This is a genomic window from Cognatilysobacter tabacisoli (assembly GCF_003586305.1).
Lineage (GTDB): Bacteria > Pseudomonadota > Gammaproteobacteria > Xanthomonadales > Xanthomonadaceae > Cognatilysobacter_A > Cognatilysobacter_A tabacisoli.
Map to the genome: position 1 here is coordinate 725,915 of NZ_KZ987400.1, position 22,711 is coordinate 748,625.

General features: G+C 71.2%; 20 protein-coding genes. 7 read left to right on the top strand and 13 right to left on the bottom strand.

Annotation, left to right across the window (positions count from 1 at the left end; translation table 11 throughout):
* Window positions 1–16 precede the first annotated feature (16 nt).
* A complete protein-coding gene (locus D3A60_RS03270) occupies window positions 17–2,110 on the bottom strand; it encodes a glycoside hydrolase family 99-like domain-containing protein (RefSeq protein ID WP_119717251.1) in 2,094 nt (697 codons plus the stop codon).
* 10 nt (window positions 2,111–2,120) lie between these two features.
* Window positions 2,121–3,737: an electron transfer flavoprotein-ubiquinone oxidoreductase gene (locus D3A60_RS03275; RefSeq protein ID WP_119717252.1), complete on the bottom strand. Its 1,617-nt coding sequence runs from the start codon at window positions 3,735–3,737 to the stop codon at window positions 2,121–2,123.
* 163 nt (window positions 3,738–3,900) lie between these two features.
* Here D3A60_RS03275 and D3A60_RS03280 point away from each other — a divergent pair, with 163 nt between their 5' ends.
* Window positions 3,901–4,491 carry an alpha-ketoglutarate-dependent dioxygenase AlkB family protein gene (locus D3A60_RS03280; RefSeq protein ID WP_119717253.1) on the top strand — a complete coding sequence of 197 codons (591 nt, stop codon included), beginning with the start codon at window positions 3,901–3,903 and terminating at the stop codon, window positions 4,489–4,491.
* Between the two features lie 75 nt (window positions 4,492–4,566).
* Here D3A60_RS03280 and D3A60_RS03285 read toward each other — a convergent pair whose 3' ends face one another.
* The 4 genes from D3A60_RS03285 to D3A60_RS03300 form a co-directional block, all read right to left on the bottom strand.
* Window positions 4,567–5,226 (bottom strand): ABC-type transport auxiliary lipoprotein family protein, encoded by a 660-nt coding sequence (locus D3A60_RS03285; RefSeq protein WP_119717254.1) that lies wholly within the window; start codon window positions 5,224–5,226, stop codon window positions 4,567–4,569.
* Window positions 5,223–6,149 carry an MlaD family protein gene (locus tag D3A60_RS03290; protein WP_119717255.1) on the bottom strand — a complete coding sequence of 309 codons (927 nt, stop codon included), beginning with the start codon at window positions 6,147–6,149 and terminating at the stop codon, window positions 5,223–5,225. Before D3A60_RS03290 ends, D3A60_RS03285 begins: the two co-directional genes overlap by 4 nt.
* 88 nt (window positions 6,150–6,237) lie before the next feature.
* Entirely contained in the window at window positions 6,238–7,068 is an 831-nt protein-coding gene (locus tag D3A60_RS03295; RefSeq protein ID WP_119717256.1) for an ABC transporter ATP-binding protein, read from the bottom strand.
* Window positions 7,069–7,144: 76 nt separating this feature from the next.
* Complete coding sequence (locus D3A60_RS03300) at window positions 7,145–8,260, bottom strand: ABC transporter permease (RefSeq protein WP_119717257.1); 1,116 nt, start codon at window positions 8,258–8,260, stop codon at window positions 7,145–7,147.
* Between the two features lie 98 nt (window positions 8,261–8,358).
* Here D3A60_RS03300 and D3A60_RS03305 point away from each other — a divergent pair, with 98 nt between their 5' ends.
* Window positions 8,359–9,606, top strand: a complete 1,248-nt coding sequence (locus tag D3A60_RS03305; protein ID WP_119717258.1) for a threonine/serine exporter family protein — start codon at window positions 8,359–8,361, stop codon at window positions 9,604–9,606.
* A gap of 223 nt (window positions 9,607–9,829) precedes the next feature.
* Here the strand turns inward: D3A60_RS03305 and D3A60_RS03310 are convergent, their stop codons facing one another.
* The 4 genes from D3A60_RS03310 to D3A60_RS03325 form a co-directional block, all read right to left on the bottom strand.
* A complete protein-coding gene (locus D3A60_RS03310; RefSeq protein ID WP_119717259.1) occupies window positions 9,830–10,195 on the bottom strand; it encodes an H-NS histone family protein in 366 nt (121 codons plus the stop codon).
* A 309-nt stretch (window positions 10,196–10,504) separates the two neighbouring features.
* Window positions 10,505–12,223, bottom strand: a complete 1,719-nt coding sequence (locus tag D3A60_RS03315; RefSeq protein WP_119717260.1) for a proline--tRNA ligase — start codon at window positions 12,221–12,223, stop codon at window positions 10,505–10,507.
* A 92-nt stretch (window positions 12,224–12,315) separates the two neighbouring features.
* Entirely contained in the window at window positions 12,316–12,597 is a 282-nt protein-coding gene (locus D3A60_RS03320; protein WP_119717261.1) for a DUF4124 domain-containing protein, read from the bottom strand.
* An 8-nt stretch (window positions 12,598–12,605) separates the two neighbouring features.
* Complete coding sequence (locus D3A60_RS03325; protein WP_119717262.1) at window positions 12,606–13,025, bottom strand: DUF4124 domain-containing protein; 420 nt, start codon at window positions 13,023–13,025, stop codon at window positions 12,606–12,608.
* Window positions 13,026–13,211: 186 nt separating this feature from the next.
* Here D3A60_RS03325 and pssA point away from each other — a divergent pair, with 186 nt between their 5' ends.
* From pssA to rimI, 3 genes are read left to right on the top strand one after another with little or no spacing between them, the layout of a single operon-like run.
* Window positions 13,212–13,982 carry a CDP-diacylglycerol--serine O-phosphatidyltransferase gene (gene pssA / locus D3A60_RS03330; protein WP_119717263.1) on the top strand — a complete coding sequence of 257 codons (771 nt, stop codon included), beginning with the start codon at window positions 13,212–13,214 and terminating at the stop codon, window positions 13,980–13,982.
* Window positions 13,979–14,362: a hypothetical protein gene (locus D3A60_RS03335; RefSeq protein ID WP_231120375.1), complete on the top strand. Its 384-nt coding sequence runs from the start codon at window positions 13,979–13,981 to the stop codon at window positions 14,360–14,362. Before pssA ends, D3A60_RS03335 begins: the two co-directional genes overlap by 4 nt.
* A gap of 19 nt (window positions 14,363–14,381) precedes the next feature.
* Complete coding sequence (gene rimI, locus D3A60_RS03340) at window positions 14,382–14,873, top strand: ribosomal protein S18-alanine N-acetyltransferase (protein ID WP_119717264.1); 492 nt, start codon at window positions 14,382–14,384, stop codon at window positions 14,871–14,873.
* Between the two features lie 138 nt (window positions 14,874–15,011).
* Here the strand turns inward: rimI and D3A60_RS03345 are convergent, their stop codons facing one another.
* From D3A60_RS03345 to D3A60_RS03355, 3 genes are all read right to left on the bottom strand, one after another.
* Window positions 15,012–17,792: a valine--tRNA ligase gene (locus D3A60_RS03345; RefSeq protein ID WP_119717265.1), complete on the bottom strand. Its 2,781-nt coding sequence runs from the start codon at window positions 17,790–17,792 to the stop codon at window positions 15,012–15,014.
* 84 nt (window positions 17,793–17,876) lie between these two features.
* Entirely contained in the window at window positions 17,877–18,302 is a 426-nt protein-coding gene (locus tag D3A60_RS03350; protein ID WP_119717266.1) for a DNA polymerase III subunit chi, read from the bottom strand.
* A gap of 46 nt (window positions 18,303–18,348) precedes the next feature.
* A complete protein-coding gene (locus tag D3A60_RS03355; RefSeq protein ID WP_119717267.1) occupies window positions 18,349–19,815 on the bottom strand; it encodes a leucyl aminopeptidase in 1,467 nt (488 codons plus the stop codon).
* A gap of 203 nt (window positions 19,816–20,018) precedes the next feature.
* Here D3A60_RS03355 and lptF point away from each other — a divergent pair, with 203 nt between their 5' ends.
* Together lptF and lptG are read left to right on the top strand one after the other, a co-directional pair.
* Window positions 20,019–21,113 carry an LPS export ABC transporter permease LptF gene (gene lptF, locus D3A60_RS03360; RefSeq protein ID WP_119717268.1) on the top strand — a complete coding sequence of 365 codons (1,095 nt, stop codon included), beginning with the start codon at window positions 20,019–20,021 and terminating at the stop codon, window positions 21,111–21,113.
* On the top strand, window positions 21,110–22,210 hold the full coding sequence (gene lptG, locus D3A60_RS03365) for an LPS export ABC transporter permease LptG (protein ID WP_119717269.1): 1,101 nt from the start codon (window positions 21,110–21,112) through the stop codon (window positions 22,208–22,210). Before lptF ends, lptG begins: the two co-directional genes overlap by 4 nt.
* The last annotated feature ends 501 nt before the right edge of the window (window positions 22,211–22,711 follow it).

Genomic DNA, 22,711 nt, shown 5'->3' on the forward strand with positions numbered 1-22,711 from the left:
GCGCAGTCCGCGCGCGTCAGTCGCGGCGGGCATAGGGGTAGGAGCGCCTGAGGGGTACCTCCGGCGCGCCGCAGGCGTGGGCGGCGGTGATGACCGTCAGGCCCAGCTGGCGGGCGGACAGCGCGAACAGTCGCTCCACCGCGTGTGCGAGCGTGCCGTCGACTTGCCCGGCCTCCGCCTCGAACGCGAGATCGTCGAGATCGGCGTCCAGAAGTGGCGCCAGCGCAGACAGCCTGACCCAGAACATGCTGCCGGAGACGAACTCGTCGTTGCCGGAGTCGGGAGGGGCAATCCCCATCAGCCTGGCTACGTGGCGAGTCGCAGCCGCATTCGCGCCCCAATAGTAGCTAAGCGGCTGCAGATGTCCTTCCGGCGCCACGATGCCCAGGCGTGGGTTCGAGTGGAACGCGCGCTGGATCGCAACCACTCTCGAGCGGCACGTCAAGGCACGAATCATGTCCCGTCGCCACGCGCCGCCATCAGCGCGGTGGGGCGACTGTTTGGTGTGAAGCTTGAGCACGATTTCCTCGCCCTCGTCGCGCAGCCGGCTCGCCACACGGAGGAAGGGCAGCACATCGCGCCCCCTGTTGGGCATCGTCACGACCTCAGCGGTCAGGTGATGGCGCGCCAAGGCGGCATCGACATCCCGCGCGGTCGCTGGGGGCGTGGTGACCACGAGTCGGAATGACATGGCGGACTCGGTGAGCGCGGAGAGAATCTCCTCAAGAATGTCGGGATACCACGCGTGCAGCACTACGCAGGGGCGTCGGGCGACCGGGCGCTCCGTGAGCGACAGTGAGCTCTGGGGGCGGGCGCCGAGGCCCCGCCTGCAAGCGTGAAGCCAAGCTAGGCCGTGGCGCCCGTCGGGTTCGAGAACGGCGCCTTCGGCCCACTCGTTCCATGCGTTGACGAATACATGCCTGTCCGCGTCGGGGGTCCGCGAGAGGCGGTTATCAATTGTGGCTCGAACCCATTCGGAAAACCCATGCGTCGAGGCGTGGATAAAGGTCCGCCCTCTTCCAGGCTTTCTTGGCTCGTTGTCCCACCCGCAATTGACCCCCGGGAATAGCCGGTACTCCGGCATCGGGCGTTCGGAGTACTCGCGCGCGACGTCGCGCCAGTCGAGTACCTCGCCCTGGTAATCCGGGTTGAGCAGGGTCTGCCGCTCGGTGATGTTGGTCGGGGTGGACAGGTTCGGCGGGAACTCGACCGCCACGTCGAAGCCGATGTCGCGCGGGTCGGGGCGCTCGAATGACTGCACGTAGCCGATGCACAGCTCGCCGATGCCGTTGTCGCGGCACCAGCTGCGCCAGCGATCGGCGGTGGCCTTGGGATCGGGCAGCTTGCCCGGGCGGTAGACCAGCAGCAGTGGCTTGCCGTCGACGCGCAGGTAGCGCGGGTCGCGCAGGTACTGGGCGACGTGGGCGATGTAGGCCAGGTCGTCCTCGAGGCTGTGCTGCTGGGCGATCAGCACGTCCTCGGCGCGGCCGTCCCAGGTGCGGGTCCAGTTCTCGTTGGCCCAGCACAGGCAGATCGGCAGCGTGATCGACGGATCGTTGAGCCACTGCTGATGCGGCAGCTCGAGCAGGGTCTTGCCGCCGAACCAGTAGAAGTACATGCAGAACGCGCCGATGCCGTACGCCTGCGCGAGCTCGGCCTGGTCGCGCAGCACCTGTGGGTTGCGCAGGTCGTAGAAGCCCAGATCACCGGGGAGGCGGGGCTGCGCGTGGCCCTCGAACTGCGGCAGCGCGCGGGCGACGTTGCGCCACTCGGTGAAGCCCTTGCCCCACCATTCGTCATTCTCGGGAATGGTGTGGAACTGCGGCAGGTAGAACGCGACCAGCGTCGCCGGCAGCGGGTCGGGCAGGGGCTCGTCGGTGCGCTCGACGTAGCCGATCGCGCGGCCGCCGGCGTGCACGCGGGCGCGCCGCTCCATCGTCGGCACCGCCTGCCCCTGCGGGGTGATCGGGCGGATTGTCGGGAAGCGCTCGAGGAACCGCTGGCGCATTGCGTCCCGCGTGGCCTCGCTGATCGGCAGCGCGCGGAAGCCAGCGCGCAGCGCGTGGAAGATCGCGCTGCGCAGCGTCCGACCGGATCCGTTTTCGGTCATGCGGGTGTCGTCACAGGTTCTGGTAGTTCGGACCCGCGCCGCCTTCCGGCGTCACCCAGTCGATGATCTGGTACGGGTCCTTGATGTCGCAGGTCTTGCAGTGCACGCAGTTGGCGGCGTTGATCTGCAGGCGCTTGCCGGCGGCGCTGCCGGGGTCCGCGACGATCTCGTACACGCCGGCCGGGCAGAAGCGCGTGCACGGGTTGTCATACTCGGACGCGCAGGTGGTCACGCACACCGACGTGTCGCGCACGCGCAGGTGCACCGGCTGGTCCTCGTCGTGCTCGGTGGCCGCGTAGTACACGCCCGCCAGGCGGTCGCGCGGGGCGAGGGTGCGCTCGACGTAGTCGCGCTTCGGCGCTTCGTGCGCGCCGATCTTGTCGAGCGACGACCAGTCGGCCTTGTTCTTCAGCGTCCACGGCGAGCGGCCGCCGGTCAGCGTTTCCCACGCGGCATTGAGCATGCCGAACCACAGGCCGCGCTTGAAGCCCGGCTTGACGTTGCGCACGGTGCGCAGCTCGGCCATCGCCGGTGACGCGCGCAGCGCGGCGTCGAAGCCCTGCGGCGCGAGCTGGTTCGCGGCCAGGTGCTCGGCGGCGAGCATGCCGCTGCGGATCGCCTGATGGGTGCCCTTGATCTTCGGCACGTTGAGCAGGCCGGCGGTGTCGCCGATCAGCAGCGCGCCGGGCATCTCGACCTTCGGCAGCGACTGCCAGCCGCCGGTGACGATCGCGCGCGCGCCGGCCGAGAGGATCGTGCCGCCGTCGAGCAGCGGCTTGATCATCGGGTGGTTCTTCCACTGCTGGAACGCTTCCCACGGCTTGTACTGCGGGTCGGCGTAGTCGAGGCCGCTGACGTAGCCCAGCGCGATGCGGCCCTTGTCGAGGTGGTACAGGAAGCTGCCGCCGTAGGTGCGGCTGTCGGCCGGCCAGCCGAAGCTGTGCACGATCTTGCCGGGCGTCACGCGGTCCTCCGGCACCTGCCACAGCTCCTTGATGCCGATCGAGTAGCCCTGCGGGTCGCTGCCCGCGTCGAGCTTGAACTGCTGCACCAGCCGCTTGGTCAGATGGCCGCGCGCGCCCTCGGCGAGCACGGTGACCTTGGCGCGGATGTCGATGCCGGGCGTGTAGCCGGGCTTGTGCGAGCCGTCCTTCGCCACGCCCATGTCGCCGATGCGCACGCCGACCACGGCGCCGTCGGTGTCGTGCAGCGTCTCGGCAGCGGAGAAGCCCGGGTAGATCTCCACGCCGAGCGCCTCGGCCTGCGGCGCCAGCCACGCGCACATCGCGCCGAGGCTGACGATCACGTTGCCGTGGTTGTTCATGCCCGGCGGCACCGGCAGCTTGCGGCCGCCGGTCTTGGTCAGCAGCCAGAACTCGTCGTCGGTCGCCGGCACGCACACCGGCGGCGGGTTGTCGCGCCAGTTCGGCAGCAGCGCGTCCAGGGGGCCGGTTTCGATGACCGCGCCGGACAGGATGTGCGCACCGATCGTCGAGGACTTCTCGATCACGCAGACGCTGATGTCCGGGTTCAGCTGCTTGAGCCGGATCGCGAACGACAGCCCCGCCGGGCCGGCGCCCACGGTGACGACGTCGTACTCCATCACGTCGCGTTCGATCTCGGTCATGCGCTGCACTCCACGGGCAATGCCGCGATTTTCCCCGGTTTGCCTGCGGTGCGGCAAATCGGCCCCGGGGCGCGCCGGCGCGCGGCGCGGCGGGATCCGCGCGGCGGGCGCGCCCGTATCCTGCTCCGGTGCGCCGCCCGGCGCGGTGAGGAACACAACGCCCATGCCGCTGGCCCCGATCGAGCTGCCCGACGCGTCGCTCCGGCTCGACCCCGCGTGGCTGGTCGCGGACGAGGCGGACGCACTGTTCGCCGCGCTGCTCGCCGGCGTGCCGTGGGACGTCCACCGGATCCGGATGTTCGGGCGCACCGTCGACTCGCCGCGGTTGAGCTGCTGGATCGGCGACCCCGAGGCGACGTACCGCTACTCGGGCACGCGCTTTGAGCCGCGGCCGTGGCTGCCGGTCCTGCAGCGCCTGCGCGAGCGGCTGGCCACCGAGCTGGGCGCGCCGTTCAACAGCGTGCTGGCGAACCTGTACCGCGACGGTCGCGACGCGATGGGCTGGCACAGCGACGACGAGGCCGAGCTCGGATCGGCCCCGGTGATCGCCTCGGTGAGCCTGGGGGCCGAACGCCGGTTCCTGCTCAAGCGCCGCGACGCGCCCGCGGTGCGCGCGGGGCTGGCGCTCGGCCACGGCAGCCTGCTCGTCATGGCGGGAGACACCCAGCAGCACTATCGGCACGCGCTGCCGCGCACCGCCAGGCCGGTGGGCCCTCGGATCAACCTGACGTTTCGCTCGATCGCGCCGCGCTGAGCGGTGTGAGCCTTGTCGCACGAGGACGGCGCCCGCACGCGAGCGTCGCAATGCGGGTGGCGTCGTGCCGTCCGCTCAGTGCTTGCCGCTGCGCTCGTGCGCGTCGCCGGCGGTCAGCACCCAGCCGGCGAGCTCCCGCGTGCTCTGCGCCAGCGCCTGGTCGAACGCGGCGACCACGTCCGGCACCGCGGTCGACGTTGCCGGCTGCGCCTGGCGGAACGTGCGCGCAGCGACGACCTGCTGGTCTTGCGCGTGCAGCAGTTTGGCGTTGAGCTCGATCGTCGCCGCCGGAACGGCGGCGCCGGCGTAGTCGGCCTCGAACCGGCGGACGTCGAGCACCAGCTTGTAGTCGGCCGAGATGCCGCTGCCCTGGCGCGCCACCGCCGGGATCTTGCCCGAGTCCTCCAGCGTGCGCAGCAGTGCGTCCTCGACCATGTCCGTGGGCCGCTTTGCCCAGCTGGCGCCCTTGTACACCTGCAGCTCGGCCGGGTTGGGACGCACCGCGATGCGCAGGCTGTCGATCGCGCGCGCTGCGACTGGTGAGGTCACCGACAGCTGCCACGGCACGGTTGGCCACGACGCTTCGGCGGCAACGCGCGGGTCGGGCGCGTACTGCACGACTTCGTCGCCGCGCTTGGGGCCGATCAGCGAGCAGCCGCCGAGCACGCCGGCGCACAGCAGTGCCGACAGGGGAACGCGCAGCGAGAGGGGCAGGGACAGCCGCACGGTGCTCATTGGGGTTCGAACTCCTTCGGCGCTTGCCGGCCGAGGATGTAGCCGGCCGGGTTGTTGTCGACGCGGTCGCTGATGCGGCGCAGGTCGCGGACCAGCGAGCGCAGCTCGGCCAGGGTCGGGCCGAGCTGGGCCAGCCCGTCGTTGGCGAAGCTGTTTATCGCGGCGCGGTTCTCGTTGAGGATGCCGTTCGCGCCGGCGGCGGCCGAGTCGAGCTTGGCCAGCGTGCTGTCGAGCTTGCCGATCAGCGCCGGCAGCTTCTGCACCAGCTCGCGGTCGATGTCCTGCACCGCGCCGTTGGTCGTCGCCAGGGTCTGCTCGAGCTGCTCGCTGGCCTTGCGCGCGTTGACGATCAGCGTCGCCAGGTCCTCGCGCTGGCCCGCGATCGAGCCTGTCACCGACTCGACGTTCTCGAGCGTCGCCGAGAAGCGCTTGACGTTCTCCTCGCTGAGCATCTGGTCCATGCGCGCGACCAGGCGGTTGGCGGTGTCGGCGATGTTCTGCAGCGCGGACGGCTCGGTCTGGATCACCGGGATCTCGCGCGGGTCGACGTCCGCCAGCGCCGGGCTGCCCGGACTGCCGCCGGTCAGCTGGATGATCGGCGTGCCGGTCAGGCTGGTCATCGAGATCTTCGCGCGGGTGTCGGCCTTGATCGGCGCGTCGGCCTGCAGGCGAAGCTGCGCGAGCACGCGGCGCGGGTCGTCCGGCGCCAGCCGCAGCGTCTGAACGGTGCCGACCGAGATGCCGTTGTACTGGACCGAGCTGCCTTCCGACAGGCCGGTGACCGGCTCGTTGAAGATCACCGCATAGGCGCGCCAGCCCTGTTCGGACGAGAACTTCGCCGCCCAGAGCGCGAACAGCAGCAACAGCATCGTGGCGATGATCGTGAACGCGCCGATCAGGACGTAGTTGGCCTTGGTTTCCATCAGGCACCTGCCGGGGTGGGGACCGGCGCGAGGGAGCTGGCGGCATCATGCCAGCCGGGGGTGAACGCCGGCGAGACGGCGCGGGGCGTCATCCGTCGACCGCGGCGTTGCGGTCGCGCGCGACCTGCGCCGCGCGTGCGCGCGGGCCGTGGAAGTACTCCTGCACCCACGGGTGGTCGACCCGCTCGATCTCCTCGACCGTGCCGCAGGCGACGACCTTGCGGTCGGCCAGCACCGCGATGCGGTCGCAGATCGCGTACAGCGTGTCGAGGTCGTGGGTGATCAGGAACACCGTGAGTCCCAGCGCTTCCTGCAGCGTGCGGATCAACCGGTCGAATGCAGCCGCGCCGATCGGGTCGAGTCCGGCGGTCGGCTCGTCGAGGAACAGCAGCGGCGGGTCCAGCGCCAGCGCGCGCGCGAGCCCGGCGCGCTTGCGCATGCCGCCGGACAGCTGCGACGGCAGCTTGTTGAGCGCGTCGGCCGGCAGCCCGGCGAGCTTGACCTTCAGCAGCGCCAGTTCGTAGCGCAGCGAGTCGGGCAGGTCGCGGTGGTACTCCTTCAGCGGCACCTGCACGTTCTCGCCGACGGTCAGCGACGAGAACAGCGCGCCGTCCTGGAACAGCACCCCGGTGTTGCGCTCGATCAGGCGGTGGTGCTCCGGCGCGGGGTCGCGCGCGTCGATGCCCAGCACTTCGATCTCGCCCTCGTCCGGCTCGCGCAGCCCGAGGATCGAGCGCATCAGCACCGACTTGCCGGTGCCCGAGCCCCCGACCACGCCGATGATCTCGCCGCGGCGCACGTCGAGCTCGAGTCCGTCGTGCACGACCTGCTCGCCGAAGCGGTTGACCAGCCCGCGCACGCGGATGATCGGCGTGTCCGGCGAGGCGGGGGTCGGCAGGGTGTTCTCGGCCTCGGTCACGGCCGTCCCTCCGCGTTGCCGGCGACGGCGCGGGCAACGGCCCGCGCCGTCGCGCGTTGCGCGAAGGCGGGCGCGGTCACAGCCCCACCTCCATGAACCAGATCGCGAAGAACGCGTCGAGGATGATCACCATCGAGATCGCCTGCACCACCGACGAGGTCGTGCGCTCGCCGACCGACTGCGCGGTGCCCTCGACCTGCAGGCCCTCCAGGCACCCGACCAGCGCGATCACCAGCGCGAACACCGGCGCCTTGACCAGGCCGACGATGAAGTGGCGCAGCTCCATCGTGTCCTGCATGCGCGCCAGGTACTGCTGCGGCGGGATATCGAGCCCGTAGGCGCCGACGGTCAGGCCGCCGAGCAGGCCGAAGATCATCGCGACGAACGTCAGCAGCGGCAGCATCACCAGCAGCGCGAGCATGCGCGGGATCACCAGCAGGTCGATGGGATCCATGCCGAGCGTGCGGATCGCGTCGACCTCCTCGCGGCTGACCATCGCGCCGATCTGCGCGGTAAACGCGCTGGCGGTGCGGCCGGCGAGGATGATCGCGGTCAGCAGCACACCGAACTCGCGCAGGAACGCGATGCTGACCAGCTCGACGACGAAGATCGTCGCGCCGAAGTCGCGCAGGATGTTCGAGCCGAGGAACGCCACCACCGAGCCGACCAGGAAGCACAGCAGCGCCACCAGCGGCACCGCGTCGAGGCCGACCTGCTCCATGTGGTGGACGGTCGCGGTCGGGCGGAACCGGGTCGGCTCCTTGAACAGGCGCAGCAGCTTGACCAAGGTCTCGCCGAAGAACGCCACCAGCGCGAGGAATTCCTTCCAGTTGTCGTGGACTGCGTAGCCGAGGCGGGCGAGGGCGGCGGCGACGCCGTACTCGCGCTTGCGCTTGGGCCGGTCGTCGGCGACGTCCTCGATCGCGCACACCAGCGCGCGGTGGTCGTCGCGGAACGCCACGGTCTCGAAGTCGAGGTCGCGCCGCCGGGCGAAGCGCAGCAGCTGCAGCACGCCGAGCGAATCGAGCCGGGTGACCTCGCGCGCGTCGATGCCGGACGCGTCCGCCGGCGCGTCGCCGAGCGCGCGGCCGACGTCGAGCGCCTGGTCGAGCGTCCAGTCGCCGCGCAGGCGCAGCTGCGACGACTCGGCGTCGAACTCGATCGAAGGGGGGGTCTGGGCGGGGCGCGGCATCGGGCCGAAGCATACCGGCTGCGCGTGAGGCGGGCGTCGGCCGGCGCGGCGTCCTGCGCGACTGTCGGGCCGCAAACCCGGCGTGCCATGCTTTGCGCATGACCCCGTCGCCCCTGAGTTCCGCCACCTACGCTGCGCGCATCGCCTTTGTCGTCGAGCTGGCCGAGCGCCTGCATGCGTACGGCACCACCGCGCAGCGGCTCGAGGGGGCGATCTCTGCGGTCGCGCAGCGGCTGCGGCTGGAGTGCGAGCCGTGGTCGAACCCGACCGGCCTGATCCTGACCTTCAGCGACCCGCAGCGCCCGCCCGGCGAGAGCGACACCACGCGCGTGATCCGCCTGCCGCCGGGCGAGAACGACCTGTACCGCCTCAGCGAAACCGACCGCATCGCCGAGGAAGTGATGGCCGGGCGGCTCGGCCTGGCCGACGGCCACGCGCAGATGAGCGCGCTCGACCGTCCGCCGACGTGGCGGTCCCGGGCGATGCAGGTGCTCGCGTTCGGCCTGGCGGCCACCGCGATCGCCGGCCTGCTGCGGCTGCCGTGGCTCGACATCGGCGTGGCCGGGCTCAACGGCGTGCTGATCGGCCTGCTGCACCAGATGTCCGACTCCCGCCCGCGCTTCCGCGAGGCGTTCGACGCGGTGGCGGCGACGGTCGCGGCGGCCGTGACCATCCTGGTCGCGACGTTCATCGCGCCGCTGAACCAGAACACCGTGATCATCGCGTCGCTGATCGTGCTGCTGCCCGGCATGGGGCTCACCAACGCCGTCAACGAGCTGACCAGCCAGCACCTGGTGTCGGGCACGGCGCGCTTCGCCGGTGCGGTGACGACGGTGCTGAAGCTCGCCGTCGGCACGGTGATCGCGCTGTACGTGGCCGACCTGCTCGGGCTGCAACCGATCGTGCGCGCCGCGCGACCGCAGCCGGAATGGGTAGAGTGGGGCGCGCTGGCGGTGGCGGCGTTCGCGTTCGCGGTGCTGTTCCGCGCCCACCGGCGCGATTACCCGCTGGTGATGGCCGCGGCGGCCGCCGGCTACCTGATCTCGCGCTTCGCCGGCGAGGCGTTCGGCAGCCCGGCCGGGATATTCCTGTCGGCGCTGGTGATGACCGCCGCCGGCAACGCGTTCGCGCGCTGGGCGCACCGGCCCGGGGCGATCATCCGCGTCCCCGGGATCATCATGCTGGTGCCCGGCAGCACCAGCCTGCGCGGTATGCTGACGCTGATCCAGCAGCAGGACGTCGGCGCCGGCCAGGACGCACTGCTCGCGGTGCTGAATATCCTGCTGGCGCTGATCGCCGGACTGCTGTTCGGCAACCTGCTCCTGTCGGCGCGGCGGAATCTCTGAAGGCCGGATTGCGAATTCGCAGTGGGCTGGAAATCAGCGGGCAAGCGGCGGGTCGACGCCGGGGCGAGGGCGAGCAGCACGCCACTCGCGTCGCACGCGCATTAATCGGCGGCCGGGCGCTGCGGGTTCTCTTGGGCAAACCCGGCATCGGCGATCGCAAACCGTGAAAACGAAAACGCCGGCGCGAGCCGGCGTTTCGAGTTTCATCCGGCATCCGCACGGATCACTTGATCAGGAAATCCTCGACCTTGCGACCCTGCGCGGTCAGCGCGGCCATCCAGCGTGGCTGCTTGCCGCGGCCGGTCCAGGTTTCGGCCGGGTTGTCCGGATTGCGGTACTTCGGCGCGACCTTGCCGCCGCTCTTGCGCGGGCCCTTGGCGGCCTTCGGCGCCTTGGCGGCGCGGGCCGGGGCGGCGCCGGTGCCGAACAGCTCGGCGACGGTATACCCCTCGGCCTTGATCAGGCGCATCAGCCGCGTCCGCACCGTGGCCAGCGGCTTGCGCTTGTTCAGCACCGTCTTGCGCTTCTTGGCCTGGCTGATCAGGGACTCGAGTTCCTTGGCGGACAGGGTGTTGATGTCGATCGACATGAAGCCTCCGGTTAATGGGGTGGGATTCTCGCCGATCCCTGGCCGTGTGCCGGGATCATAAGCGGTGCAGCCCGCTCCGGTAAATGCCGGCCGGTGTTTATCGGGTATATCGATCGATAACGGCCTGCAGTTTTCGCCCGGTTCCCGCCCGTTGAATGGAATCAGGTTTTGGCGAGCACCGCGCTGACGCAGGGGCTGCGACCGGCCCGGGCCATCGCCGCGCCGATTCGAACGGCGACTGCCGTACCGAAAACAAAAAGGGCCGGCGCACCGCGCCGGCCCTCGTCCCTTGCCCGGTCGGGGCGGGGATTACCGCTGCGTCGGCGCCACGCGCGCGAACAGGGCATCGCGATCGAGGTTTTCGGCCTCGGCGGCGCGGCGGTGGCGGTACTCGAAGCTGCCCGCGGCCAGCCCGCGCTCTGACACCACGATCCGGTGCGGGATGCCGATCAGCTCCATGTCGGCGAACATCGCGCCCGGCCGCAGGCCGCGGTCGTCGAGCGCAGTGTCGACGCCGGCGGCGTTGAGCTCGCGGTACAGCGCCTGCGCGGCCTCGGCCACGGCGGCGTCCTGCTTCGGGTTGATTACGCACACCACGGCCTGCCACGGCGCCATCGCCTCGGGCCAGCAGATGCCGTTGTCGTCGAAGTTCTGCTCGATCGCCGCGGCGACGATGCGCGACACGCCGACGCCGTAGCAGCCCATCAGCGGCACGGCCGCCTTGCCGGTCTCGTCGAGCACGGTGCACTTCATCGCCTCGGCGTACTTGCGGCCGAGCTGGAAGACGTGGCCGACCTCGATGCCGCGCGCGATGGCGAGCGTGCCGCGGCCGTCGGGCGACGGATCGCCGGCGACGACGTTGCGGATGTCGGCGACCTCGGGCTCGGGCAGGTCGCGGCCCCAGTTGACGCCCGCCAGATGGAAGCCGTTTTCGTTGGCGCCGACGACGAAGTCGGCCATCGCCGCGACGCTGCGATCGGCCACGACGCGCACCGGCTGCTTCGTCCCCACCGGGCCGAGGAAGCCCGGCTGCGCGCCGAGGTGCGCGACGATCTCCGCCTCGGTGGCCAGGCGGTAGTCGCCCAGCCCCGCCAGCTTCGAGAGTTTGATTTCGTTGACGACGTGGTCGCCGCGGACCAGCGCGAGCACGAACTGCGGCGCACCGTCGGCGGCGGCGCCCATCACCGCGACCGACTTGACCGTCCGCTCCAGCCCGATGCCGAGCAGCGCGGCGACGTCCTCGCAGGTCTTCTGTGTCGGCGTGTCGACCTTGCGCAGGGCTTCGGTCGCCGCCGCGCGCGGGCCCGGCGACACCGCCTCGGCCAGCTCGACATTGGCGGCGTAGTCAGAGCCGGTCGAGAAGGCGATCGCGTCCTCGCCCGAGTCGGCCAGCACATGAAACTCGTGCGACGCGCTGCCGCCGATCGCGCCGGTGTCGGCAAACACCGCGCGGAACTTGAGCCCGAGGCGCTGGAAGATGCGGCCGTACGCGTCGTACATGTTGCGGTACTCGCGGCCCAGGCACTCTTCGGTGAGGTGGAACGAGTAGGCGTCCTTCATCAGGAACTCGCGCGCGCGCATCACGCCGAAGCGCGGGCGGATCTCGTCGCGGAACTTGGTCTGGATGTTGTAGAAGTTGACCGGCAGCTGCTTGTAGCTCGACAGCTCGTCGCGCGCGAAGTCGGTGATGACCTCCTCGGCGGTGGGGCCGTAGCAGTAGCCGGCCTCCTTGCGGTCCTTGATCTTCAGCAGCTGGCCGCCGAACTTCTGCCAGCGCCCGGTCTCCTCCCACAGCTCCTGCGGCTGGATCGTCGGCATCAGCAGCTCGATCGCGCCGGCGGCATCCATCTCCTCGCGCACCGCGCGCTCGACCTTGCGCAGCACGCGCAGGCCCAGCGGGCTCCACGTGTACAGGCCGGCGGCGAGCTTGCGGATCATGCCGGCCTTGAGCATCAGCTTGTGGCTGACGATCTCGGCATCGGCCGGAGTTTCCTTGCTGGTGTGGAGGTGGAACTGCGACAGGCGCATCGGGGGGATTCACGCGGCGGAAAGTCCGCATTTTGCCACGCGCGGCGCGGCGGCCGTCCCGGCCCCGCCGGCGCCTGCGCGCCGCGCGGGCGTCAGTCGCCGCGGATCTCGATGCCGTCGCGCGGCTCACGGTCGAGGCGCTCCACCTTGCCGACGGCCTCGCCGGTGCGCGGCGCCTCCTCGGTGATGTGCAGCACGCCGCCGGCGTCGCGCCAGCGGTACAGGACCGGGCGGGCGTCCTCGGCGTCGGCCGCGGCGGCCTGCGCAGCGCGCTGCTGCTTGCGCTGCGCCTGCCCCGGGGTGTCGCGCGACGCCCACCACGCGACCGCGGCGCCGATCGCGACGCCGCCGACGATCGCCCAGCCCAGCCGCATCGGTGGACTCAGCGGCTGGCGGCGGGCGCGGCCGGGGCGACGCAGCGCACCCGGATCGCCGCCTCGGCCAGCTTGACCTGGTCGGCGCGCTGTTCGGCGCTGAGCTCGGCGTCGGGCCGCCCGTCGCCGTTGGCGTCGAGGCCGACCGCGGCGCTGCCTTTCAGCCGCTCGAGGTTCTGCCGCGCGATCGTGCACTGCGGGTCGATGGCGGGCGTGGCCGCCGCGGTCGGAGCGGGCACGTCCTGGCGGATCGTGCGGTTGCGGTAGGCGCGGTCCTTCGGCGGCGCGTCGGAGTAGTGGGTCACGCCCTTGGCGTCCTTCCACTGGTACACGCCGGAGGCGACGACGGCCGGGGCCAGCGCGATCGCGAACGCCAGCAGCGCCCACGGCGCGGCGCGGCGGAAGGGGCGGGGTTCGATCGCGTGCATGGGCGTCTCCGGTCCGCGGCGGCGGGGTGTCCGGATTGCAGCACCGCGACCGGTCGCAGGCAAGCGCGCCGGCCGCGCTCTGCCACCGGATGCGCGATTCGCGCGACCGCCTCGGAGCGTGCCGGGCCACGGTCGCGCAGCGTCCGTGCCGCCGAAGCCGGTGGCCACCGGCGCTACACTTCGTTGATGGAAGCCACGCCGCCCCCGACCCGACCCCGCGCCCGCGGCATCTACCTGCTGCCGAACCTGTTCACGACCGGCGGGCTGTTCGCGGGCTTCTACGCGATCATCGCCGCGACCCAGGGCCGCTTCGACGACGCCTGTATCGCCGTGTTCATCGCCGGCGTGCTCGACGGCGTCGACGGCCGCGTCGCCCGCCTGACCAACACCCAGAGCGAGTTCGGCGTGCAGTACGACTCGCTGGCCGACCTGGTCAGCTTCGGCCTGGCGCCGGCGCTGGTGATGTACCACTGGGCGCTGGCGTCGATGCGGCTGGACGGCATCACGCCGGGCAAGCTCGGCTGGATCGCCGCGTTCCTGTACGCGGCCTGCGCCGCGCTGCGGCTGGCGCGGTTCAACTCGCAGGTCGGGCAGGTCGACAAGCGCTGGTTCATCGGTCTGGCCAGCCCGGCGGCGGCCGCGCTCGTGGTCAGCTTCGTCTGGACGTGCCACGAACTGGGCTACACCGGCGAGCAGCTGCGGCTGCCGGCGCTGGCGCTGACCGTCGCGGCGGGCCTGCTGATGGTCAGCCGGGTGCGCTACTTCAGCTTCAAGGGCGGCGGCCCGCGCCACGACCGGGTGCCGTTCCTGGCGATCGTCGTGGCGGTGGCGGTGGTGGTCGCGATCGCGATCGACCCGCCGATCGTGCTGCTGGCGATCGCCGCGCTGTACGCGCTGTCGGGACCGCTGTACTGGGCCTACCGACGGCTGCGACCGGCCGCGGAGGTCGCGCCGTGAGCGAAGGCTGGAGTCCGCAGCAGCACGAGTGGCTGCAGGCGATGGGCCTGCAGGTGTTCGCGCTGGCCGGCACCGAGCCTGCCGTCGCCGAGCCCGCCATCGCCAAGCCAGCCGTCGCCGAGGCGCCGGCGGCCGAGTCACGGCGTCCGGCTGCTGGCGCGCCCGCGCGTTCGGCCCGCGGCGCGCCGTCGCCGGCGCCGCGAGACGCCGCCGCGGGTCAGCCCCCGCTGCTGCGCGCGCTGCTGAAGGCGGCGCGACGCGAGGCGGCCGATCCCGAGTTCACCCGCGCCGTGCCCGACGTCGACGCGCTGCGCAGCGCGGCGGCCAAGCGCGCCGCGTGGCCGCGACTGCGCGCGCTGCGTCGCGCCGGGCGCGCGTGACCCCGTCGGGTCGGATGCGATGAGCGCGCGACCGATCCCGCCCGTCGTGGCGCCGATGCCGGCCGCGCTGCGGCCGATGCACGAGGACGACCTCGACGCGGTGCATGCGATCGAGCTGCGCGCGTACGCGTTCCCGTGGACGGTCGGGATCTTCCGCGACTGCCTGCGCGCCGACTACCCGTCGTGGGTGATGCTGCGCGACGACGCGGTGGTCGGCTACTTCCTGATGAGCCTGGCCGCGCGCGAGGCGCACGTGCTGAACATCTGCGTCGACCCGGAGCTTCAGGGCCAGGGCCTCGGCCGGCGCCTGCTGCGCGCGCTGCTGCACCTGGCGCGCGCGCGCCAGGTCGAACGCGTGTTCCTCGAGGTGCGCCCGTCGAACACCGGCGCGATCGCGCTGTACCACGACGAGGGCTTCAACGAGATCGGCCGCCGTCCGCGCTACTACCCCGCCGCCGACGGCCGCGAGGACGCGCTGGTGATGGCGATCGAGCTGCTGCCGCCGGAGTAGGGCGCCGCCGCAGGCGCGAGTCCAGATGTCGGGGCGCGCTGCGAGTGCTGCACGACGGCGAGGTCGGTCGCCCGGCCCGCCGCAGCGGGGCGGGCGTTCGCGCGGCCTGCGCGGCCGTGCCGCGCTAGCAGGCCGCGCTCACCCCAGCTTCGCGCGCTGGGCGGTGAGCCCGTCGAGCTGCACGTTCCAGTCGACCAGGCGCTTGCGCTCCTGCTCGACCACCGCGGCCGGCGCGTTCTGCACGAAGGTCTCGCTGGCGAGCTTGCCGTTGCACTTGGCGATCTCGCCCTGCACGCGCTTGATCTCCTTGTCCAGGCGCGCGCGTTCGGCCGACAGATCGACCAGGCCTTCCAGCGGGACCAGCAGGGTCAGCTCGCCGACCACGGCCGGCGCCGACGCCGGCGCGGCCTGCGCGTCGGCGATGAACTCGATCCGCTCCAGCCGGGTCAGGAACCGCAGTTGCGAGTCGAACCGCTGGGCGCGCTCGCGGTCGGCCGGCGTGCCGTCGGCCAGCAGCAGCGGCACCAGCTTCGACGGCGCGACGTTGAGCTCGCTGCGGATCCGGCGCAGCGCGGTGACCATCGCCTTGAGCCACTCGATGTCGGCCTCGGCCGCCGTGTAGTCGGCGCCGGCGAAGTCCGCGGCCTGCGGGTACGGCCGCAGCATGATCGTGCGCTCGGCAATGCCGAGCTTCGGCGCGACCGCCTGCCACAGCTCCTCGGTCACGAACGGCACCAGCGGGTGCAGCAGCGACAGCAGCCGCTCGAGCACGTACAGCAGGGTGTGGCGGGTGCTGTCGGCGGCGGACGCGTCGTCGCCGTTGAGCGCCGGCTTGGCGAACTCGAGGAACCAGTCGCACACGTTGTTCCACGCGAACTCGTACAGCGACTGCGCGAGCAGGTCGAAGCGGTACGCGGCGAAGTGCTGCTCGGCCTCGGCGGCGGTCTTCGCCAGCTGCGCGAGGATCCAGCGCTCGGCGTCGGTCGCAGGCGTAGGCACGCCGGTGTAGCTCGCGCCCTCGGTGTTCATGAGGACGAAGCGCGTGGCGTTCCACAGCTTGTTGCAGAAGTTCTTGTAGCCCTCGGCGCGCCCGAGATCGAACTTGATGTCGCGCCCGTGCCCGGCCAGCGCGGCGATCGTGAAGCGCAGCGCGTCCGCGCCGAACGCGGCGATGCCGTCGGGGAACTCCTTGCGCGTCGCCTTCTCGATCTTCGGCGCATCGGTCGGCTTCATCAGCCCGGTCGTGCGCTTGGCGACGAGGTCGTCGAGGCTGATGCCGTCGATGATGTCGATCGGGTCGAGGACGTTGCCCTTGGACTTCGACATCTTCTGGCCGTGCGCATCGCGGATCAGGCCGGTGATGTAGACGTCCTTGAACGGCACGCGGCCGGTGAAGTGGTCGGTCGTCATGATCATCCGGGCGACCCAGAAGAAGATGATGTCGAACCCGGTCACCAGCACCGACGTCGGCAGGTAGCGGTCGAAGCCGCGCTGCTGCATCAGGTTGTCGTTCGGCCAGCCGAGCGTGCTGAACGGCCACAGCGCCGACGAGAACCACGTCTCGAGCACGTCGTTGTCCTGGGTCAGCGCGACGTCGCCGGCGAGCCCGTGCGCGGCGCGCACCTCGGCCTCGCTGCGGCCGACGTAGATCCGGCCCGCGGCGTCGTACCACGCCGGGATGCGGTGGCCCCACCACAGCTGGCGGCTGATGCACCAGTCCTGGATGTTCTCCATCCAGTGGCGGTAGGTGTTGATCCAGTTCGGCGGAACGAACTTGACGTCGCCGCGCTCGACCAGCTCGAGCCCGCGCGCGGCGAAGCCGTCCATCTTCACGAACCACTGGTCGGTCAGGTACGGCTCGATCACCTGGTTGGTGCGGTCGCCGCGCGGCACCTGCAGCTTGTGCGGCTTGGTTTCGATCAGCAGGCCGGCGGCCTCGAGGTCGGCCAGCACCGCCTTGCGCGCGACGTAGCGGTCGAGGCCGCGGTATTTCTCCGGCACGGCGTCATTGGTCGCCGCGTCGGGGGTGAAGATGTTGATCATCGGCAGCTTGTGGCGCTGGCCGACCTGGTAGTCGTTGAAGTCGTGCGCCGGGGTGACCTTGACCACGCCGGTGCCGAACTCGCGGTCGACGTAGGCGTCGGCGATGACCGGAATCTCGCGGCCGGTCAGCGGCAGGGTCACGGTCCGGCCGATCAGGTGCGCATAGCGCTCGTCGTCGGGGTGCACCATCACCGCGGTGTCGCCGAGCATGGTCTCCGGGCGCGTGGTCGCGACCACCAGCGCCCCGCTGCCGTCGGTGAGCGGGTACGAGATCGACCACAGGTGGCCGTCCTCTTCCTCGTTGACGACTTCCAGGTCGGAGATCGCGGTCTTCAGCACCGGGTCCCAGTTGACCAGCCGCTGGCCGCGGTAGATCAGGCCCTGCTCGTGCAGCTTGACGAACGCTTCGACCACGGCCTCGGCCGCCATCGGGTCCATCGTGAACACGCTGCGCGACCAGTCGCCGGACGTGCCGAGCCGGCGCATCTGCCGCTCGATCGTGTCGCCGGACTGCTGCTTCCACTCCCACACCTTGCCGATGAAGCCTTCGCGGCCGAGCGAGTCGCGGGTCTCGCCGTTGCCTTCAAGGGCGAGGTTGCGCGCGACCACCATCTCGGTGGCGATGCCGGCGTGGTCGGTGCCCATCTGCCACAGCGCGTCGAAGCCGCGCATGCGGTGGTAGCGCACCAGCGCGTCCATCAGCGTGTGCTGGAACGCGTGGCCCATGTGCAGCGTGCCGGTGACGTTCGGCGGCGGCAGCAGGATCGAATAGGGCTGGCCCTCGCCGCGCGGCTTGAACGCGCCGCTGCTTTCCCACTGCTGGTACAGGCGGGTCTCGAAGTCGGTCGGGTCGTAGCTGGGCGAGAGCGTGGTCATCGGGTCGGGATCGGCAGTGGGGGTGGGGCGCCGGCGGGCGGCGAACCGGTGCGTGCCGGTGCCGTGCCGCCGTCGCCCGGACGGCTACATGTCGTGCTTGTTCAACGCAAAGCCGAGCGACTGGTAGTGCTTCCAGCGCTCGCGCAGCGGGCCGCGCGCGGACGCGTCGGCCGGCACCACCTCGAGCACGCGGTCGAACGTGCCCTGCACCGGCGCGTCGCGCAGGTTGATGACCAGCGGGCGCAGCGCGGCGTCGTGTCCGGGCGGGGCGATCAGCACGTCGGCCTCGTCCTCGTCCTCGTCGAGGCCGGCGATCTGGTGCGGGATGTAGGCGTCCTCGCCCATGTCCCACAGCAGGTCGTCGAGCGATTCGGCCTGCGCGGTGTCGCGCGCGAGCACCAGCGTCGGCAGCCCGGCGGCGTGCGCCTTGCGGACCAGTTCGCACACCAGCCGCAGCGGTTCGGCCTCGAACCGCGGCGTGGTGATCAGGTAGAAGTCGGCGCGCGGCATCGGCGTCAGCGGGCGGGGCAGGGCGCCGCCGCGGCGGCGCGCGGCCTCACGCCACGCGGTCCAGCAGCCACTGGCTCAGCAGGCCGACGGGGCGGCCGGTGGCCATGCCCTTGCGGCCCTCGTCCGACGCGCTGCCGGCGATGTCCAGGTGCGCCCAGCGCTGGCCCTCGGCGAAGCGGGCGAGGAAGCAGCCGGCGGTGATCGCGCCGGCCCAGCGGCCGCCGATGTTGTAGACGTCGGCGTAGGTCGAGTCGAGCATCGTCTGGTACTCGTCCCACAGCGGCAGGCGCCACGCGCGGTCGAACACGTGCTCGCCGGCGCCGAGCAGCTCGTTGGCGAGGTCGTCGTGCTTGCTCATCAGGCCCGAGGCGTACTTGCCGAGCGCGACCATGCACGCGCCGGTCAGCGTCGCGACGTCGACGAGCGCGGCCGGCTCGAAGCGCTGCGCGTAGGTCAGCGCGTCGCACAGGATCAGGCGGCCCTCGGCGTCGGTGTTGCCGACCTCGATGGTCTTGCCGGACATGCTGGTCAGCACGTCGGACGGGCGGTACGCGTCGGCGTCGGGCATGTTCTCGACCGCCGGCACGATGACCACCAGGTTGACCGGCAGCTGCATGCCGACCGCGGCGACGAAGGTGCCCATGACGGTGGCGCCACCGCACATGTCGAACTTCATCTCCTCGATCCCGCCCTGGGTCTTGAGGTTGATGCCGCCGGTGTCGAACGTGATGCCCTTGCCGACCAGCACGAACGGCTTGGCGTCGCCGCCGTTGTTCCACTTCAGCACGACCAGCTTCGGCGGGTTGGCCGAGCCGCGGCCGACCGCGAGCAGCGAGCCCATGCCGAGCTCCTGCATCTGCGCGCGGTCGAGCACCTCGCACTCGGCCTTGTCGAAGCGCGCGGCGAACTGCTGCGCCTGCTGCGCGAGGTAGGCCGGATTGCAGATGTTCGGCGGCAGGTTGCCGAGCTCGCGGGCGAACTGCACGCCGGCGGCGATCGCCTTGCCCTGCGCCAGCGCGGTGCCGTCGTCGCCCTGCAGCAGCAGCGTGCGCAGGCCCGGCTCGTCCTTCTTCTTCAGCGTCGCGGTGTAGCGGTAGCAGGCGTGGTCGGCGGCGATCGCGGCCTGGCGGATCGCCCAGGCGGCGTCGCGGCCCTGCACCGGCACCTCGGTCAGGGTCAGCAGCGCGGTCGCGACCGGGCCGGCCTTCAACGTGCGGGCGGCGTCGGCGACGGCCTTCAGGTACTGGGCGACGCCGAACTTGGCGGCGTCGCCCAGCCCGACCACGAGCACGCGCGGCGCGGTGACGCCGGGCAGGTCGTGCAGCAGCGCGGTCTTGCCGGTCTTGCCGCCGGCGTCGCCGCGTTCGAGCAGGGCGGCGATGCGGCCGCCGCTGGCGGCGTCGAGCGCCTGGCCGGCGGCGGTCAGCGTGCCGTCGGCGTAGGCGCCGATCACGACGCAATCGGCGGCCGTGGTGGCCGGCGCAGCGTGGTTCAGGTCGAATTCCAAGGCCATCGAACAGATTCCGGGGGGAGTAAGAGGGAAGGTGTTTCCGTACAATCCGGCGGTCCACGGCCGCGGAGGCCGCCCTGGACGCCGGTCCGGGCCCCACGCGCCGAGCGGTGGCGGGCCGCGGGGCGCCCCACGGTCCTATCCGGGGCGTCACGACAAGCCCCGCAGTCTAATGCAACCACCCCGGATGCCGAAGCCGACGCCTGATGCCCAAGCTTGACCGCTACCTGATCGGCGAACTCGCCCAGGCGACGTTCGCCACCCTGACGGTGCTGCTGATCGTCAGCTTCGGCGGCGTGTTCGCCGACGTGCTCAAGGACATCGCCGCCGGCCGGGTGCCGGTCGGGATGATGTTCCCCCAGCTCGGCCTGCTGCTGCTGAACTGGCTGCCGCTGATCCTGCCGATGGCGCTGCTGCTGGGGCTGATGCTCGGCATCGGCCGGCTGTACCGCGATTCGGAGATGCCGGTGCTGGCGTCGATCGGGGTCGGCCCGCCGCGGCTGCTGCGCCCGCTGATGTGGGTCGCCGTGCCGATCGCGGTGGTCGTGGCGGTATGTTCGCTGTGGCTGGGCCCGTGGGCCGAGCGCCAGTCCAAGCAGATGGTCAACGAGGCCAACCGCAACCTGATCGTCGCCGGCCTGCAGCCGGGCACGTTCACCGAGATCCCGGGCGGCGGCGGGGTGATCTTCGTCGGCAGCATGTCGACCGACGGCAGCCGCTTCCGCCGGGTGTTCGTCTACCGCCAGTCCGAGGACCGCCTCGACGTGATCACGTCCAACGACGGCGAGCTGACGGTCGACGAGAACGGCGAGCGCTTCCTGACCCTCAACCGCGGCTTCGAGGTCGAGGGCCCGCTCGGCGGCGGACTCGACTACCGGCTGCTGCGCTACGCGCGCAACCAGGTGCACGTGGCCGCCGGCGAGAGCCGCTACGACCCCAACGACCCGGAGCTGCTGCCGACGCTGCAGCTGCTCGGCGACTCGCGTCGCGAGGCGATGGCGCAGGTGCACGCGCGGCTGGCGCCGCCGCTGATGACGCTGGCGTTCGCGCTGCTGGCGGTGCCGCTGGCCCGCAGCACGCCGCGCCAGGCCCGCTACGGCCCGATGCTGATGGGCTTCCTCGCGTACCTGGTCAGCGTGTTCCTCGCGCGGCTGGGCACCAACTGGCTGGCCGACGGCAAGATCGCCGGGCCGCTGGGCCTGTGGTGGATGCTGCTGCCGCTGCTGGCCGTGGCGCTGTGGCTGTACTTCCGCGACGGCCGGGTGCGCGCCCCGCGACTGCTGCGCAGGGCCGCCGCATGAAGCCGTTCCCGAAGATCCACGACGTGTTCGTCGGCAAGGTCGTGCTCGGCACGGTGCTGCTGACCTGGGGCGTGCTGCTCGGCCTGGACGTGATGCTGAGCCTGGTCGGCGAGTTCAGCGACGTCGGCAAGGGCGGCTACGGCTTCGGCCAGGCGGTCGCGTACATGGCGTACACCGTGCCGCGCCGCGCGCACTACCTGTTCCCGACCGCGGCGGTGATCGGCTCGCTGATGGCCCTTGGCCAGCTGGCCGCGAGTTCCGAGCTCACCGCGCTGCGCGCGCTGGGCCTGTCGCGCCGGCGCCTGAGCATCGCGGTGGCCGGCTCGCTGATGATCCTGACCGCGCTGATGGTCGTGAACGGCGAGACGCTCGGCCCGTGGGGCCAGCGCCGCGCCGACGCGCTGAAGGCCTCGGCCAAGTCCGACAACATGATCGTCGCGCAGTACTCGGGCCTGTGGGCGCGCGAGGGCGACATCATCCTCAACGCCAACGGCGGCGAGGAGCGCGACGACGGCACGGACCGCTGGCTGGAGCTGCGCGACGTGCGCCTGTTCGAGTTCGAGGAGGACGGGCGGCTCAAGTCGGTCGCGATGGTCAAGCGTGCCGAGCACCGGCCGGGCGGCTGGCTGTTGCGCGACGTGACGCGCACGACGTTCACCGACACCTCGGCGACCCAGATCCGGATCCCGGAGGAGCGCTGGGCGTCGAAGCTCGACGCCACCGCGCTCAGCGCCGACATGGATCGCCCGCGCTACCTGTCCGCGGCCGAGCTGCGCAGCGCGATCGAGTACCGGCGGCGCAACGCGCTCGACGCCGGCGAGTTCGAAGAGCACTACTGGGGCCGCTGGTTCTATCCGATCAACGTGCTGGCGCTGTGCCTGGCCGCGGTGCCGTTCGCGTTCGGCACGCTGCGCAGCGGCGGCCTCGGCCGGCGGCTGTTCGTCGGCATCGTGTTCGCGCTCGGCTTCTGGCTGCTGCAGACGCAGTTCGTCAAGCTCGCCGAGGTGTTCAAGTTCGACTACCGCGTGGCCTACCTGCTGCCGACGCTGGTGATGGTCGGCGTCTCCGCCTGGCTGTTCAAAAAGCGGAGTGGGTGAGGGCGCGCTGCTCGCACGGCACTGCCGTGCGCGCGCCCGAACGCCAAAACGCTATGCGTTTTGGCCGGAAGCGAACCGACCAGCCTTAAGCAAGCGACCGTATCCTCCCACGGCACTGCCGCGCGCACTGCCGAACGCCAGAACGCTATGCGTTTTGGCCGGAAGCGAACCGACCAGCCTTAAGCAAGCGACCGAATCCCCGCGCGGCACTGCCGCGCGCACTGCCGAACGCCAAAACGCTATGCGTTTTGGCCGGAAGCGAACCGACCAGCCTTAAGCAAGCGACCGAATCCCCGCGCGGCACTGCCGCGCGCACTGCCGAACGCCAAAACGCTATGCGTTTTGGCCGGAAGCGAACCGACCAGCCTTAAGCAAGCGACCGAATCCCCGCACGGCACTGCCGCGCGCACTGCCGAACGCCCAAGCGCCATGCGCTTGGGCCGGAAGCGAACCGACCAGCCTTAAGCAAGCGACCGCATCCCCGCACGGCACTGCCGCGCG

What these genes read in the sequence shown, in the direction of transcription:
- D3A60_RS03270 (WP_119717251.1), bottom strand. Translation starts at nt 2,110, where the DNA reads ATGACCGAAAACGGATCCGGTCGGACGCTGCGCAGCGCGATCTTCCAC.
- D3A60_RS03275 (WP_119717252.1), bottom strand. Translation starts at nt 3,737, where the DNA reads ATGACCGAGATCGAACGCGACGTGATGGAGTACGACGTCGTCACCGTG.
- D3A60_RS03280 (WP_119717253.1), top strand. Translation starts at nt 3,901, where the DNA reads ATGCCGCTGGCCCCGATCGAGCTGCCCGACGCGTCGCTCCGGCTCGAC.
- D3A60_RS03285 (WP_119717254.1), bottom strand. Translation starts at nt 5,226, where the DNA reads ATGAGCACCGTGCGGCTGTCCCTGCCCCTCTCGCTGCGCGTTCCCCTG.
- D3A60_RS03290 (WP_119717255.1), bottom strand. Translation starts at nt 6,149, where the DNA reads ATGGAAACCAAGGCCAACTACGTCCTGATCGGCGCGTTCACGATCATC.
- D3A60_RS03300 (WP_119717257.1), bottom strand. Translation starts at nt 8,260, where the DNA reads ATGCCGCGCCCCGCCCAGACCCCCCCTTCGATCGAGTTCGACGCCGAG.
- D3A60_RS03305 (WP_119717258.1), top strand. Translation starts at nt 8,359, where the DNA reads ATGACCCCGTCGCCCCTGAGTTCCGCCACCTACGCTGCGCGCATCGCC.
- D3A60_RS03310 (WP_119717259.1), bottom strand. Translation starts at nt 10,195, where the DNA reads ATGTCGATCGACATCAACACCCTGTCCGCCAAGGAACTCGAGTCCCTG.
- D3A60_RS03315 (WP_119717260.1), bottom strand. Translation starts at nt 12,223, where the DNA reads ATGCGCCTGTCGCAGTTCCACCTCCACACCAGCAAGGAAACTCCGGCC.
- D3A60_RS03320 (WP_119717261.1), bottom strand. Translation starts at nt 12,597, where the DNA reads ATGCGGCTGGGCTGGGCGATCGTCGGCGGCGTCGCGATCGGCGCCGCG.
- D3A60_RS03325 (WP_119717262.1), bottom strand. Translation starts at nt 13,025, where the DNA reads ATGCACGCGATCGAACCCCGCCCCTTCCGCCGCGCCGCGCCGTGGGCG.
- pssA (WP_119717263.1), top strand. Translation starts at nt 13,212, where the DNA reads ATGGAAGCCACGCCGCCCCCGACCCGACCCCGCGCCCGCGGCATCTAC.
- rimI (WP_119717264.1), top strand. Translation starts at nt 14,382, where the DNA reads ATGAGCGCGCGACCGATCCCGCCCGTCGTGGCGCCGATGCCGGCCGCG.
- D3A60_RS03345 (WP_119717265.1), bottom strand. Translation starts at nt 17,792, where the DNA reads ATGACCACGCTCTCGCCCAGCTACGACCCGACCGACTTCGAGACCCGC.
- D3A60_RS03350 (WP_119717266.1), bottom strand. Translation starts at nt 18,302, where the DNA reads ATGCCGCGCGCCGACTTCTACCTGATCACCACGCCGCGGTTCGAGGCC.
- D3A60_RS03355 (WP_119717267.1), bottom strand. Translation starts at nt 19,815, where the DNA reads ATGGCCTTGGAATTCGACCTGAACCACGCTGCGCCGGCCACCACGGCC.
- lptF (WP_119717268.1), top strand. Translation starts at nt 20,019, where the DNA reads ATGCCCAAGCTTGACCGCTACCTGATCGGCGAACTCGCCCAGGCGACG.
- lptG (WP_119717269.1), top strand. Translation starts at nt 21,110, where the DNA reads ATGAAGCCGTTCCCGAAGATCCACGACGTGTTCGTCGGCAAGGTCGTG.